Here is a 14,733-nt window from a genome sequence, read left to right as displayed (position 1 = left end):
GGGCAATGGCATTAAATACCAAACGGCCAGCCCGAACCCGAGGCGGGTCCGAACTGGCCGTTAGACAGTTCCTAGGCAGCTTATTCGACTACCAGTCGCGCCGTGGCCGCGCCCGTGCGCAGCACGTAGAGGCCGGGCGCCAGGCCCATCAGGTCGAGCGGGGTTTCGGTGGCGCGGGCGGGCACGGTGTAGTGGCGCACGGCCCGACCCAGGGCATCGAGCAGTGCTATGGGCTGAGCCGTGGCGGCAGCCGCCGGCAGGCGCAGCGTGGCCGTGCCGCGGGCCGGGCTGGGAAAGCAGCTCGGTGCGGCTGCAGCCGCCGCGCTGGGGCGGCTGCCCAGAATGGTGACGTTGGTGAGCTTGGCTAGGAAGACGTCGCCCCAGTCGTTGGTGGCCACGAAACTGCGTCCGCTGCCGCTGAGCGTAGTGCCGCCCAGGGTGATGTTGCCGAACAAGCCGCCGGTGAGCAGCAGGTTGCCGCTGCGGTCGAGGGCCTGGGCCTTGGGGTTGATGCCATCCTGCAGGGCCGGCTGGGGCACCGTAGTCACGTAGCGCCACTGCCCGGCTGCATCGAGCCCCGCCACGAACAGCAACACGTCGTCGTTGGGCGAGGTAAGCATCTGGCTGCCCAGCTGGCCCGTTACGGGGCCATTGTCGCCGCGCAGGGCGCCCATCACCACGGGCAGGCCGTTGGTGTCGAGGCTTAGCAAACCCAGCGCGCCCAGGCCATCGCCGGTAGCGGCAAAGGTCTGCACGGTGCCCCACTGCCCCGCGGCCGACAGCTGCCCCAGGAAGCCCGCCAGGTTATTGGCGTTTGGCCCACCGCCCGCCGTCAGCGTTTGCGAGCCTACCACAGTGCCGGTGCGGCCCCCGCCCACGGCCCATACGGTGCCGCCGGGCGTGTAGGCCAGGTCGTAGGTGCGGCTGTCGGTGCTGCCGCTGCCGCCCACGGCCCACTGCCACTGGTTGGTAGCATCAAGCTGGGCCACGAAGTAGGCGTTACTGTTGCTGCTGGCGATGGTCAGGCTATGCGCGCCGAAGCTCAGCGTGCCCGGCAGATACGCACCGCCCACCGCCACCTGGCCCGCGGGCCCCACCGCCAGCTGCACGCCGGAGCCGATGTTGGCCGCGCCGGTCGAATTAGTGGCAAACGACCATTGCCCACCAGCCCCTAGCCGGGCCACAAACACGGACCCTAGTTGGGCCGTTGGGGCGGGCAGCGGGTTGTTGCCAAAGCTCATGGGCACTTCGTAGAGGCCCGCCAGCACCACACCGCCCGTGCTGGGGTCGGCGGCTAGCTCGATGCCGCTGGTGATGCCTTCCACGATTTGCAGCCCCTGGCAGCTGCCCGCCGCGTCGAGCCGCGCCACGAACACGGCCTGGCCGGAGCCGGGCAGGGCCGCTGTGCGGCTGCCCACCTGCAGGCTGGTGCCTTGGGCCGTGCCGGCCGCGTACACCTCGCCGGTGGGCGTTACGGCCACTGCCGTTATGTCGGTAGCCGTGCCGCCGGTGTTGGCTACGCCAGTAGCTACGGCATTGGTCACCCAGGCCCACTGCCCGACGGCCGAGGCCTGCGCCACGAAGCCGCCCGCCGGCGCCGTCACGCTGCCCGCCGCGGCAAACTGCCGGCTGTACGGAATCAGCCCCGAGTTGCCGGAGCCATATTCGCCGCCCACGTACACGCGGCCGCTGGCATCGGTGGCCACGGCGTTGCCCTGGGCTTCGCTGCGGTCGGTGGGAGTGGGGTTGGTGGTTTGCAGGGCCCATTGCCAGGTCGGGGTTTGGGCGCGGGCCGGGCCGGCCAGCAGGCTGGCGCTTAGCAGGGCCGTGGCGCCCGCCAGCCGTCGCATGGTGGTAGAGTACATTAGCATAAGAAAGAAAGTGGGAGTGATACCAGCACCCAAAAGTAAGCCGGGCAGCCGTAGCCGCCAGCCATTTGGGGGCAGCAGGAAGATGCTGGCCCGGCCCCCGGGGTTGCAAGGCAAACGCCCCCGACACCAAAGATGCCGGGGGCGTTTGCAGGCAAGGCCTGAAGGGGGATTACGCGTTGCGCTTGGTGTCGGCGTCGCGGTTGAGCGAGGGGCGGGCCAGGCCGCCCTTGCGCCCGGCGGCGCGGGCCGATTCGCTGGTCCACTGGTGGCCGCGGCCGCTTTCGTGGGCGGCCTTGCCGCCGGCGCTGGCAATGCGCTGGCGGGTTTCGGCGCTCATGGCTGCAAAGCCACGCTTGGCGGGCGTGCGGGCCGGGGTAGGGGGAGTGGCGTTGGTGAGAGGAGTGCTGGCTTTCATATACTCAGAAAGGCTTGTGGAGTTTGTGGAATGGTTGGAACAAAGAACCACTGCCTCCAACGAGGAAAGCAAGCCCCCGGCTGCTGTTTTATGGACAAAAAGGAGTTTGAATACCCAAAATACCAACATCTACGGAGCCACAGCCGAGTTTTCTACGTAGGCTATGGCCGGGTTTACGTAGACGGTTGCGAGTTATCTCCGGGGCGCCCTTCGCCGGCCGCCCCGTTCAGCAAAAACTCCCGCAGGCGGTTGACGTGCCGCTTGATTTCCTCCACTCGCTCTTCCTGCTGAATGCTCCACTGCCCCTCGCCGCGGCTGGCCATGCTGGTGAGCAGGTTTTTGCGCTCCTCCATCGTGCGCAGGGCCACCCAGAGGGTTTCTTCGAGCTGGTGCTGCGACTTCAGCAGCAGGCCGTCGGCGGTGTAGGCGTGGCCGGTGTGGCAGCGGAAGCGTAGAATGTTGCCCTGCTGCATTTCCCAGAGCGTGCCGCCGCAGTCGGGGCAGCTGAGGGGCGCCAGGCGGCCAATCTGCTGCACGGCCTCGGTGCTGCCCACCACGCGCTCGGCAATGGCGGCCTCGGTCTGCAGGTCGGCGGGCACGGGCGCGGCGGGCGCGATGGGCGCCTGCACCAGCTGCTGGAGCAGGGCCCCCATGGCGTCGAGCGGCACGGTATAGTCCACGGCCACGTGGCGGATGGCGCTCTGGGGCATGCTGTCGAACTCGGCATCGTGCGGGTCCTGCACCACGGCCCGGCCGCCGCAGCGCTTGATGAAGTCGAGGCCGGCGGTGCCGTCGTGCAGCATGCCCGTCAGCACCACGCCGATGACCCGCTCGCCGTAGTACACGGCGGCCGAGCGGAACAGCGCGTCGGCGGCGGGGCGGTAGTGGTTTTCGTGGGGCCCTTTGGTCACGAGCAGCCGGTTGTCCTTCACCAGCAGGTGGTGGTCGGGCGGGGCTAGGTAGAGGTGGCCGGGCTCGATGGGCGTGCCGTCCTGGGCCAGGTGGCAGAGCAGGGTGGTGTGGTGGGCGAGGCGGTCGACGAGGTACGCGCCCAACGAGTCGGGGGCCAGGTGCTGCACCACCAGCACGGCGGCCGGCAGCGAGCCCGGCAGTTGCCCAATGAGCCGCACCAGCGCCGGCATGCCGCCCGCCGAGGTGCCAATGACGATGAGGTGATGGGGGGAAAGAGCCATAGGCAAAGAGTAGGTTGGACGCTCTACGTAAGCCAGCCTGCTTCCGGCAAGGCCCGTCGGGCTGGCGCTACCTTTGGCCAACATTCTCCCCACTATGACAACTCCGCCTCTATCTGCCGATGCCGCTGCTGCCCAGCCCGACCCCAGCAGCCCTCCCCCGAATGCGCCCGAGGCCGTGGGGCCCGCCGGCCCGCGCCCGGGTCGCATGGTGGGCGAGGCCGACAAGTTCCCGATAGTAGCGCTGGGCGGCTCGGCCGGGGCGCTGGCGGGCTTCGAGCTGTTCTTTAAGAATATGCCTGCCGACAGCGGCCTGGCCTTCGTGGTGATAAGCCACCTGCTGCCCGGCCAGAACAATGAGCTGCCCGCCGTGCTGCAGCGCAGCACCACCATGCCCGTGCAGCAGGTGCAGGACGGCCAGCGCGTGCGCCCCAACCAGGTCTACGTCATCCCGCCCGACAAGGACCTGAGTTTGCTGCACGGCGCGCTGCTGCTGCTGGCGCCCACCCAGCCGCCGGGCCGCCGCCTGCCCATCGACTACTTCCTGCAAAGCCTGGCCAAGGACGCCCGCGAGCGCGCCGTGTGCATCCTCTTCTCGGGCCTGGGCGCCGATGGCGTGATTGGCCTGAAGATGGTGATGGAAAACTTCGGCATGGTGATGGTGCAAAGCCCCGAAACCGCCGAGTTCGACGCCCTGCCGCGGGCGGCGCTGGGCACCGAGTTTGTGGACTTTGTGCTGCCCGCCGACCTGCTCCCCGGCAAGCTGCTGGAGTACGTGCGCAAGCCCCTGCTGGCCCGGCCCAGCCGCGAAGCCACCGAGGCCGCCGAGGGCAAGCCCGCCCACGCCCTGCAAAAGATTTTCCTGCTCATCCGCACCCAGACGGGCCACGATTTCAGCCACTATAAGCGCAACACGGTGTTCCGGCGCATTGAGCGCCGCATGAACTCGCACCAGATAAAGGAGTTTGCCAACTACGTGCGCTACCTGCAGGAAAACCCCCAGGAGGTGGAGCACCTGTTCAAGGAATTGCTGATTGGCGTCACCAGGTTTTTCCGCGATGCCGAGGCCTTCGAGCTGCTCAAGCGCCACCTGCGGCCGATGTTGCAAACCAAGCCCGTCGACAGCACCATCCGGGTGTGGGCCCCCGGCTGCTCTACCGGCGAAGAGGCCTACTCACTGGCCATGACGCTGCTCGAAGGCCTCGACAGCGTGGACCCCGCGCTCTACCTCAAAATCCAGATTTTCGCCACCGACATCAACGCCGAGGGCATCGACCAGGCCCGCATCGGCCTTTATCCCGGCAGCATCGAGGCCGACGTGAACCCCGGCCGCCTCCAGCGCTTCTTTCACAAGCTCAACGGCCACTACCAGATTCGCAAGGAGGTGCGCGATGTGGTGGTGTTTGCCCTGCACGACGTGAACAAGGACGCGCCCTTCACCAAGCTCGACCTGCTGTGCTGCCGCAACCTGCTCATCTACCTCTCGGCCGAGCTGCAAAAGAACCTGCTGCCCATCTTCCACTACGCCCTCAACCCCGGCGCGCTGCTGCTGCTGGGGCCCAGCGAAAACATCACCGGCTTTAATGATTTGTTTGTGCCGCTCGACGTGAAGTGGAAGCTCTCGCGCCGCACCGACGCCAGCACCTCGCTGCCCCGTATTCTTAACTTTCCGTTTTCGATGGCCCGGCAATACGCCAGCGGGCCGCAAGCCTCCGCCATGATTGCCGCTTCTTCCTTGGCCCGCCGCGACGGCGGGCCCTTTGCCACCCTCGTGCAGAAAGCCCTGCTGCGCACCTACGCGCCCCCGGCGGTAGTCATCAACCAGAAGGGCGAAATCCTGTACATCAACGGCCGCACCGGCAAGTACCTGGAGCCCGCCCCCGGCCTCAGCGGCATGAACATTTTTGACATGGCCCGCGAGGAGCTCAACTTCGAGCTCAGCGGGGCCGTGCACCGCGCCTACCAGCAGCACGAGGAAGTGGTGGTGGACAACGTGAAGGTGCGCACCGACACCGGCCACCAGCTGTTGCGCCTCAGCGTGAAGCCCCTCGGGGAGCCCGAAGCCCTGGCCGGGCTGGTGCTGGTGGCGTTTGAGGATGTGCCCACGCCCCGCAAGGTGCGCGTGGCCAAAGCCGACCCGGCTGCCCCCGCCAACAGCCGCGACGCCGCCGTGGCCACCCTTGATAAGGAGCTGCAGTACACCAAGCACCGCCTCCAAACCACCATTGAGGAGATGGAAAGCAGCCTGGAAGAGCTCAAAAGCACCAACGAGGAGCTGCAAAGCGCCAACGAGGAGCTGCAGAGCACCAACGAGGAGGCCATGACCAACAAGGAGGAAATGCAGAGCCTCAACGAGGAGCTTATGACCCTCAACATGCAGTACCTGAGCAAGACTGAGGAGCTGAGCGAGGCCGCCAACGACATGAAGAACCTGCTCGACGCCACCGAAATCGCCACCATCTTCCTCGACCACGACCTCACCATTAAGCGCTTCACGCCGCCCGTCGGCCGCATCGTGAACCTGATGCCCAGCGACGTAGGCCGCCCCCTGGCCCACTTCGCCTCCAACCTGCGCTACGAGGGCCTGATGGCCGACGTGCAGCAGGTGCTCGACCGCCTGGTGAGCATCGAAACCAACATCCAGACCGTGGCCGGCGAGCGGTACGCCATGCGCATTCTGCCCTACCGCACCCTCGATAACTACATCAGCGGCGCCGTCATCACCTTCACCGACGTCACCAGCCTCAAAACCCTCGAAGCCCGCCTCCAGGAGGCCGCCCGCTACACCCAGACCCTGCAGGACGCCATGCGCGAGCCCGTGGCCGACTTCGACCACGACCTGCGCCTGGGCTTCCTCAACCGCGCCTTTGCCGAGCTGCTCCAGCGCCGCCCCGCCGAGCTGCTGGGTCAGTCGCTGGCCGCCCTCGGCCCCGCCGCCACCTGGGACCAGCCCGCCCTGCGCACCGCCCTGCTGGCCCTGCTCGACCCTGCCTCCGGCAGCACCGGGTTCGACGGCCTGCCTTTGGACGTGGAGCTGCCCCAGCAGGGCCGCCGCCGGGTGGAGCTATATGGCCGCCGCTTGCAACACGAGGGCCAGCCCACCGGCCGGGTGCTGCTGGGCGTAAGTAGGGTGGGGGGAGAACCCAATGAAGACCGAAATAACTATTAGCAGTCAACAGCTAGTAGTAAAATGGTGACTACTTAACGTGTCGTGGCAACAAGTAGCACTATCGGAGTGTCAACCGACCGTGTTAGTAGCAGTAGTAAGTGCATCGGAAGTGTAAATAGCTAAGTTAGTGCCGCTGCTAGTCGTAGCGGCAATAGCAGTAACCGCAAAGGCGTCACTAGTCACCGCATTGGTGTAACAAGCAGCTGCGTTGGCAGTATTGGTAGCTGTATTGGCAGTACTGGTAGCTGTATTGGTGGTACTAACAGCTGTATCGGTGGTACTAGTAGGCCTATCGGCGTGGCAAGCAACCGCATTGGTGCTACTTGGCGAACCACGGTCCACAGCCGCTAACAGTCGCATTGCTGACGGTGATGCTAGGGTTAGTTGCAGTACGGACCGCTACGTCGCCGCTCGCTGCTGCTCCGAGAATAAGCAGCGACCAGAACTGCCCTCCAATGGGGTTTAGGAGAGGCAAGGGGAGCGAGCCCCGATAGGGCACCTTGGCAGCTCTTTCGGAGTGCAGCTCCAAAAGATCCGCCCGCACCTCCCCCCCAAAATCGTACCTTGCGCACATGGACGAAACCGCTACCCCGGACCCCGCCGACCGCACCCCCTTGCCGGAGCAGGCCGCCCTGCTGCGCCTGCGCGAGCGCGCCGACGAGCGCCGCCGCCTGGCAACGGCCGCTGCGCCCCACGCCCCCGAGGAAGTGCAGCGCCTGCTGCTGGAGCTGCAAACCCACCAGATTGAGCTCGAAATGCAGCACGAGGAGCTGCTGCTGGCCCGGGCCGAGGCCGACGCCCTGCGCCTGCAATACACCGACCTCTACGAGTTTGCCCCCGTGGGCTACCTCACCCTGCGCCCCGACGAAACTATTGCCCAGCTCAACCTTTTTGCTGCCCGGCTGCTGGGTGGGGTGCGTCAGCGCCTGCTGCACCAGCACTTTCTGCAGTTTGTAGCCGCCGCCCACCGCGCCCGTTTCACCGGGTTTATGGGCCAGGTGCTGCACTCGGCCGACACCCAATACACCGAGCTGGAGCTGTTGCGCGACAACGGCCGGCCCTTCTTCGCCCAGCTGCAGGGCCTCAGCCGGCCCGATGCCCAGGGCCGCCCCCAGTGCCAGCTCGTCATCCTCGACATTGAGGAGCGCCGCCGCGCCGCCGACGCCCTGGCCGCCAGCGAGGCCCGCTTCCGCGCCACCTTCGAGCAAAGCGCCGACGGCATGCTGCTGCTCGACGGCCCCCGGATAGTGGAGGCCAACCGCGCCGCTGCCCGCCTGCTGCAGCTGCCCAACCCCGCCGCCCTGCGCGGCCAGTCCCTGGCCCGGTTCTGGCCCGAGCACCAGCCCGACGGCCGCCGCTCCCACACCCTGCTGGCCGAGTGCCTGCACCAGGCCAGCACCACCGGCTGGAGCCGCCTGGAGTGGACGCGCCGCCCCGCTGCCCCCGGCCCGGAAGTGTGGGATGAGCTGTCGTTTAGTCCCGTGGTGGTCAATGGCCAGCTGCTGCTGCACTGCCTCTGGCGCGACACCACCGCCCCGCGCGCCGTGGCCCAGCGCCTGCGCCAGGAGCAGGAGTTCAGCAACCGCCTGCTCGAAAACAGCGTCGATGGCATCGCCGCCGTCGACCGCCACGGCCGCCTCACCGCCTGGAACGCCCGCATCGTGGAATACACCGGCCTGCGCGCCGCCCAGGTGCTCGGCCGCCCGGTCATCGACGTGCTGGGCCACTTCAATACCGCCACTCACAAGGATGGCTTCCAGCGCGTGCTGGCCGGCGAGGCCGTGACGCTGCTCAGCCAGCCCTTCCGCTACCGCGAGGGCCGCTACGACGCCTACCTCGTGCCCATGCGCGACGGCGACGAGCTGCCCATCAACGGGGTACTCTGCATCGTGCGCGACGTGACCGAGCGCGACCGGCTGGCCGAAGAAGCCACCCAGCTGCGCCTGCGCCAGCAAAAGGAAGTGCTGGCCGCCGTGCTCGACACCCAGGAAAGCGAGCGCAAGCGCATTGCCGAAGCCCTGCACAACGGCCTCGGCCAGCTGCTCTACGCCACCAAGCTCAACCTCGAAGGCCAGCACACACCCGCCGCCGAAGCCGCCCAGGAGCTGCTCAAGGAGGCCATCCAGGCCACCCGCCGCATCTCGTTCGAGCTCACCCCCGGCATCCTCGAAGACTTCGGCCTGCGCGCCGCCCTCGAAGAAATCGTCAAGCGCATCGGCGCCCGCCAGCTGCGCGTGAGCCTGCACCCCGTGGGCCTCGAAAAACCCCTGCCCGCCCCGGTCGAAATTGCCGTGTACCGCATCACCCAGGAGCTGCTCAACAACGTGATGAAGCACGCTCAGGCCACCGAAGCCCGCATCTACGTGGTGCGCGAAAACGCCCGCCTGGAGCTCACCGTGGAGGATAATGGCGTTGGCTTCGCCGCCGCCCGCCTGGCCACCGAGCCGTTGGGCGGCATCGGCCTCACGGGGGTGCGCAACCGCGTGCTGCTGCTGGGTGGCACGCTGGATATTGACTCGCGGCAGGGAAAGGGAACGATTGTGAGTATCGAGTTGGGGTTTTAAAAAACGGGAGTTGGGAGTTGGGAGTTGGGAGTTGGGAGTTGGGAGTTGGGTGTTGGGAGTTGGGAGTTGGGAGTTGGGTGTTGGGAGTTGGGAGTTGGGAGTTGGGAGTTGGGTGTTGGGAGTTGGGTGTTGGGAGTTGGGAGTTGGGTGTTGGGAGTTGGGTGTTGGGTGTTGGGTGTTGGGTGTTGGGTGTTGAGTAACTGTTATCCGAATACCTAAAACCAAACACCCAACACCTATTTGTAGGCGCGATTTTTGTTAAGCCCAGTCCTACATTTGAGCTTGTATTGTTTCTATGGCGCGCCTCCTGGCCTGGTTCTTCACTGTCCTCATCCTGCTGCAGTCGTTCAGCCAGGAGTTGCTGGTGGTGAACTACCAGGTCAATAAAACGCGCATTACCCGGCTGTTCTGCGTCAATAAAGCCCGGCCGCGCCTGCATTGCAACGGCAAGTGCTACCTTGCCCGGCAGCTGCGCAAAGCCAGCGGCGGCTCCGAGAAGGCCCCCGCCACCGCCCGCGCCAAAGTGAAGTGTGAAGTGCTGCCCACGGCCTTTATCTGCCTGCGTGCCCCGCGTCGGCACCACTGGCTGCCGCCCGCCCGGCGCTGGCCCGCCGCCCCGGCCCCGCCCTACGCCTTCGAGTGGGCCGCCCGCCTGCTACGCCCCCCGGTAATGCTCGGCTGAACCCGCGACTTACTGCGCCGGGCGCACCTTTTTGCCGCGCAGCGTGTCTGCTACTGGCGGCGCCCGGGCTGGTTTCACCTGAAATTTTACCGCTTTCCGTTTATGAAAATGCCTTTTCCCAAAGTATTGCTGCTGGCCCTGGGCCTGCCCGTCGCCCTGAGCTTATCGGCTGGCCTGAGTGGCTGCAGCAAAGAGGATATTCCGCTGCAAGCGCCCGCGCCCGTCACCAGTACGCTGGCCGGCACCACCAGTCCCCTCGGCTCGGTGAGCACCGTCACGGCCACCGCGCCCAACGGCACTACCTTCACCGCCACGCCCGACCCCCTCACCGGCAATTACTCGCTGGCGGGGCTGACGGTGGGCACGGCCTATATCATCAGCTTCACCCCCACCACCAACTACGCGGCCCCGGCTACCCAAACGGCCACGCCGGCGGTGGGCACCATCGTCGTGGTGCCGGCCGTGACGCTCACTACTGCGTCCACGGCCACCGCCGCTAGCTTCACCATCGACTTCGATACGCAGGTAAACGGCAACGCCTTTGCCCTCGACACCGACTACACCAAGGCCGATGGGCAGAACGTCAAGTTCAGCAAGTTCAAGTATTTGTTTTCGAACATCCGTTTGTTCAAGCCCGATGGCAGCAGCTACCTCGTGCCCGAAAGCTATTACTTATTTGACGCCACCGTGCCTGCGTCGAAGCGCCTGCTGGTGCAGAACGTGCCGGTGGGCAGCTACACCGGCATGAGCTTCATCGTGGGCGTCGATTCGGCCCGCAACTTCTCGGGCGCCCAAACCGGCGTCCTCGACTCTGGCAGCGACATGTTCTGGAACTGGAATCAGGGCTACGTGTACCTGAAAATGGAAGGCACCTCGGCGCAGTCGGGCGCCCAGGGCGGGGCGCTTGTCTTCCACGTGGGTGGTGTGCGCAACATCCGCACGGTGAAGCCAAGCTTCGGCGGCAGCACCTTGCCGGTGGCGGGTGGACACCTGCCCGCCGTGCACGTGCGGGTGAACCCGCTGGCTATGTTTGAAAACGCGGCTAACCCGGCGGCCAACATCAACTTCGTGACCACCTACACGCTGGGCCACGTTGGCGGGGCCACATCCCTAGCCGACAACTACGCCGCCGGCATGTTCAGTGTCGACCGCATCGAAGCCAACTAAACTCCTATGAAAGCACTGCAAACCACTGCCTGGGTGCGCCACGGCCTGCTGGCCGTCCTGCTGACTACCGCGCTGGCCTGCTGCCGCGACAAGGAGCCGGTGACGCCCGACCAGCCCGTGTCCGACCCCACGCCCTACAACCTGGTGCTGCCCGCCAACTTCAACCAGACGCCCACCCAGCCCCTCGACAACCCCCTGACGGTGGAAGGCGTGGAGCTGGGCCGCCACCTGTTTTACGAAAAGGCGCTGTCGATTGACAACACCGTGTCGTGCGCCAGCTGCCATAAGCAGGCGCTGGCCTTCACCGACGGGCTGGCCCGCGCCACCGGCGTACACGGCAGCCAGCACGCCCGTAGCACCATGCCTATTCAAAATATGCTCTGGGAAAAGGACATGGCTTGGGATGGGGCTACCAAAACCCTGGAAACCCAGGCCCGCGTACCGCTGCAAAACCCCATCGAAATGGGGCAGTCGGTAGAAGCCAGCGCCGCCAAGCTCCAGCAGATGCCGAAGTACGTCACGCTGTTCAACAAGGCGTTTAAAACCAAGGTCATTACTTCCGACAACCTGCTGAAAGCCCTGGCCCAGTTTGAGCGCACCCTTATTTCGGGCAACTCGCGCTACGACCGCTACATGCGCGGCGAGTTCAGCGCCCTGACGGCCGAGGAAATCGATGGTGAGAAGCTTTTTAATCAGCATCCGCAGAATGAGTGGGTTAACGGCCGGCAGGTATTTGTGCGGGGGGCCAACTGCGGTGACTGCCACAAGGGCAACCTGCAAAACGGGGGCAGCCTGCAAAGCGGCAACATCATCAACAATGGCTTGGATGTGACGTTCACCGACCTGGGGCTGGGGGCCGTGACTGGCAAAAGCTCCGACAACGGCAAATTCAAGGTTGCCTCGCTCCGCAACATCAACCTGACCGCGCCCTACATGCACGATGGCCGCTTCAACACGCTGGAAGAAGTGCTCGACCACTACAGCGACCACGTTAAGCGCAATAGCCCCAACATCGAAGTCAATATGCTGACTTCCAGTAATGACCCCGACGACGCCCGCGCCCAGCTGGGCATGACAGCCGCCGAGAAGCGTAAGGTCATTGCCTTCCTGAAAACGCTGACGGATGAGGACTTTGTGCGCGACCCACGCTTTGCCGCGCCGGCACCGTAATCTATTGGCTTGCTACCAAAAAGGGCCTCCCGCACGGTGCGGGAGGCCCTTTTTTACGCTGAAATAAAACGAATCAATTCTGCAGCGTGAACGACAATTCCTGCACATCGCGCGAGTTGGGCCCCACGAACACGCGGAACTCGCCCGGCTCGGCCCCCAGCATGAGGTCGTGGTTGTAAAACTTTAAGTCGTCGGGCGTGAGGTGGAAAGTGAGCGTGCGGCTCTCACCTTTCCTGAGCATGATTTTCTGGTAGCCTTTGAGCTCCTTCACTGGGCGCGTTACGCTGGCAGCCACGTCGCGCAGGTACAGCTGGGCTACTTCCTCGCCGTCGTAGCTGCCGGTGTTTTGCACGGTCACGGTCACGTCGAGGCCTTCACCGGGGCGCAGGCTGGCTTTGCTGAGCTGGGGCTTGCCGTAGCTGAATTTGGTGTAGCTCAGGCCGAAACCGAAGGGGTAGAGCGGCTCGTTGACTACGTCGAGGTAGCGCGACTTGTACTTGTCGGGCGCCACGCTGTCGTAGGGGCGGCCGGTGCTTTTGTGGTTGTAGTAGATGGGAATCTGGCCCACGTTCTGCGGGAAAGTCATGGTGAGGTGGCCGGCGGGGTTGTAGGCCCCGAAGAGCACGTCGGCAATGGCATTGCCGCCCTCGGTGCCGGCCAGCCAGGTTTCCAGGATGGCGTCGGCGTTGGCCTGTTCCCAGGGCAGGGCCAGCGGGCGGCCGTTCATGAGCACGACAACCAGCGGCTTGCCGGTTTTCTTCAGTGCCTTCAGCAACTCCAGCTGCTGGCCGGGCAGGCCGATGTCGGAGCGGCTGGCGGCCTCGCCGCTCATGCCGGCGGCTTCGCCCACGGCGGCCACCACTACGTCGGCCTGCTGGGCGGCCTTCACGGCCTCCGCAATAAGCTGTTCGCTGGGGCGCGGGTCGAGGTCAAGCAGGCCGTTGTCGCGGTTGAGACGCTCAATGAGCTGCGGGTCGTCGATGACGTTGGCACCCTTGGCGTAGATGACTTTCACGCCGTTACCGGCCACGTTCTTAATGCCTTGTTCCAGTGACACGGCCTGCTTCCAGTCGCCGGCCGCGCTCCACGGGCCGATGAGGTCGCGCTGGCGGTTGGCTAGCGGGCCGACCAGCGCAATAGTGCCGGACTTTTTGAGCGGCAGGGTCTGGCGCTCGTTTTTCAGCAGCACCATCGTCTTGCGGGCAATGTCGCGGGCGCTGGCCCGAAACTCGGGCTTGAGCATGGTGGCGGCGGCGCGCGCGGGCGTCACGCCTCGGTAAGCATCCTGAAAGAGGCCGAGCTTGTACTTGGCTTCGAGAATGCGGCGGCAGGCCTCGGTAACCTGCGCCTCCGAGAGCTGGCCGCTTTTCACGGCCGCGCCGAGGTGGTGCAGGAAGGTTTCGCCCACCATGTCCATGTCGGAACCGGCGGCTAGGGCCTGGCGGGCGGCCTCGGCCTCCGTAGCGGCGTAGCCGTGGGTCGGAATCTCGTTGATGGAAGCGTAGTCGGTGACTACGACGCCCTTGAAGCCCCATTCTTTCCGCAGCAGGTCGTCGAGCAGCCAGCGGTTGGCAGTAGCCGGAATGCCATCGATTTCATTGAACGAGCTCATCAGCGAGCCCGCGCCGGCGTCTACGGCGGCTTTGTATGGGGCCAGGTACTCGTTGTACATGCGCACGCGGCTCATGTCGGTGGTGTTGTACTCGCGGCCGGCCTCGGCGGCGCCGTAGAGGGCAAAGTGCTTCACGCAGGCCATCACGGCATTGTTGGCGCTCAGGTCGGGGCCCTGGTAGCCGCGCACCGTGGCGGCGGCCACCAGGGCGCCGAGGTAGGGGTCTTCGCCGGCGCCTTCCATCACGCGGCCCCAGCGCGGGTCGCGGGCAATGTCCACCATCGGCGAGTACACCCAGTTGAGGCCGTCGGCGCTGCTTTCTTCGGCGGCCACGCGGGCGCTGCGCTCCACGGCGGCCATGTCCCAGGACGCAGCCAGCCCCAGCGGCGCCGGGAAGATGGTGCGGTGCCCATGCACCACGTCGTAGCCTAGGATGAGCGGAATGCCCAGCCGGGTTTGCTTCGTGGCCAGCTCCTGCAGCTTGCGGGTGGCGTTGGGCGTGTAAGTATTGAACACGCCGCCCACCAGACCTTTGCGAATGTTCTCGTCTACGTTTTTACTCACCATGGGGCCGGTCACGTCGAAGCCGATGGTGAGCAGATTGAGCTGACCGATTTTTTCGTCCAGCGTCATTTTGGCCAGCAGGGCGTCCACGTAGGTACGCATGGCCGCCGCCTTATCGGCGGGCGACGCGGTGGGGGCGGGGGCCTTGGTTTTGGCGGGTTTGGTTTTTTGGGCGGCGGCGGGCAGGGCCAGCAGCGCCCCGGCTAGCAGCAGCGGCGAAAGGCGACGGGAAAGCAACGGTCCGGGTGGGGTTTTGGTGAAGGAGAGAACGTGCCGCGAAGCTACGGCGGGAAACGGAAGAAGTGGAACGTGACAAACGCCTGTCATGC

9 protein-coding genes are annotated in these 14,733 nt (G+C 65.6%); 5 read left to right on the top strand and 4 right to left on the bottom strand.

What is annotated here, in order from left to right:
* Positions 1-80: 80 nt before the first annotated feature.
* The 3 genes from Q5H93_RS22240 to Q5H93_RS22230 all read right to left on the bottom strand — a co-directional run bounded on the left by Q5H93_RS22240 (position 81) and on the right by Q5H93_RS22230 (position 3,479).
* Complete coding sequence (locus Q5H93_RS22240) at positions 81-1,871, bottom strand: T9SS type A sorting domain-containing protein (protein WP_305008913.1); 1,791 nt, start codon at positions 1,869-1,871, stop codon at positions 81-83.
* 169 nt (positions 1,872-2,040) lie between these two features.
* Positions 2,041-2,286: a hypothetical protein gene (locus tag Q5H93_RS22235; RefSeq protein ID WP_305008912.1), complete on the bottom strand. Its 246-nt coding sequence runs from the start codon at positions 2,284-2,286 to the stop codon at positions 2,041-2,043.
* Positions 2,287-2,459: 173 nt separating this feature from the next.
* Positions 2,460-3,479: a chemotaxis protein CheB gene (locus Q5H93_RS22230; RefSeq protein WP_305008911.1), complete on the bottom strand. Its 1,020-nt coding sequence runs from the start codon at positions 3,477-3,479 to the stop codon at positions 2,460-2,462.
* 94 nt (positions 3,480-3,573) lie between these two features.
* Between Q5H93_RS22230 and Q5H93_RS22225 the strand changes: the two genes are divergently transcribed.
* From Q5H93_RS22225 to Q5H93_RS22205, 5 genes are all read left to right on the top strand, one after another.
* Positions 3,574-6,645 (top strand): CheR family methyltransferase, encoded by a 3,072-nt coding sequence (locus Q5H93_RS22225; protein ID WP_305008910.1) that lies wholly within the window; start codon positions 3,574-3,576, stop codon positions 6,643-6,645.
* 572 nt (positions 6,646-7,217) lie between these two features.
* A complete protein-coding gene (locus Q5H93_RS22220; protein WP_305008909.1) occupies positions 7,218-9,209 on the top strand; it encodes a PAS domain S-box protein in 1,992 nt (663 codons plus the stop codon).
* A 295-nt stretch (positions 9,210-9,504) separates the two neighbouring features.
* Complete coding sequence (locus tag Q5H93_RS22215; protein ID WP_305008908.1) at positions 9,505-9,891, top strand: hypothetical protein; 387 nt, start codon at positions 9,505-9,507, stop codon at positions 9,889-9,891.
* Positions 9,892-9,993: 102 nt separating this feature from the next.
* A complete protein-coding gene (locus tag Q5H93_RS22210; RefSeq protein WP_305008907.1) occupies positions 9,994-11,058 on the top strand; it encodes an MbnP family protein in 1,065 nt (354 codons plus the stop codon).
* 6 nt (positions 11,059-11,064) lie between these two features.
* Complete coding sequence (locus Q5H93_RS22205) at positions 11,065-12,228, top strand: cytochrome-c peroxidase (RefSeq protein ID WP_305008906.1); 1,164 nt, start codon at positions 11,065-11,067, stop codon at positions 12,226-12,228.
* Between the two features lie 73 nt (positions 12,229-12,301).
* Here the strand turns inward: Q5H93_RS22205 and bglX are convergent, their stop codons facing one another.
* Complete coding sequence (gene bglX, locus Q5H93_RS22200) at positions 12,302-14,641, bottom strand: beta-glucosidase BglX (RefSeq protein ID WP_305008905.1); 2,340 nt, start codon at positions 14,639-14,641, stop codon at positions 12,302-12,304.
* Positions 14,642-14,733: the final 92 nt, after the last annotated feature.

Origin of the sequence: Hymenobacter aranciens (genome assembly GCF_030580865.1) — a bacterium.
Lineage (GTDB): Bacteria > Bacteroidota > Bacteroidia > Cytophagales > Hymenobacteraceae > Hymenobacter > Hymenobacter aranciens.
Note: the sequence above shows the minus strand (reverse complement) of the source record. Positions and strands in the feature narration are given on the sequence as shown.

Excerpts from the sequence above, each read along its gene's own strand:
- Q5H93_RS22230 (WP_305008911.1), bottom strand. The coding sequence starts at position 3,479 with ATGGCTCTTTCCCCCCATCACCTCATCGTCATTGGCACCTCGGCGGGC.
- Q5H93_RS22215 (WP_305008908.1), top strand. The coding sequence starts at position 9,505 with ATGGCGCGCCTCCTGGCCTGGTTCTTCACTGTCCTCATCCTGCTGCAG.
- Q5H93_RS22225 (WP_305008910.1), top strand. The coding sequence starts at position 3,574 with ATGACAACTCCGCCTCTATCTGCCGATGCCGCTGCTGCCCAGCCCGAC.
- Q5H93_RS22235 (WP_305008912.1), bottom strand. The coding sequence starts at position 2,286 with ATGAAAGCCAGCACTCCTCTCACCAACGCCACTCCCCCTACCCCGGCC.
- Q5H93_RS22240 (WP_305008913.1), bottom strand. The coding sequence starts at position 1,871 with ATGCTAATGTACTCTACCACCATGCGACGGCTGGCGGGCGCCACGGCC.
- Q5H93_RS22210 (WP_305008907.1), top strand. The coding sequence starts at position 9,994 with ATGAAAATGCCTTTTCCCAAAGTATTGCTGCTGGCCCTGGGCCTGCCC.
- Q5H93_RS22205 (WP_305008906.1), top strand. The coding sequence starts at position 11,065 with ATGAAAGCACTGCAAACCACTGCCTGGGTGCGCCACGGCCTGCTGGCC.
- Q5H93_RS22220 (WP_305008909.1), top strand. The coding sequence starts at position 7,218 with ATGGACGAAACCGCTACCCCGGACCCCGCCGACCGCACCCCCTTGCCG.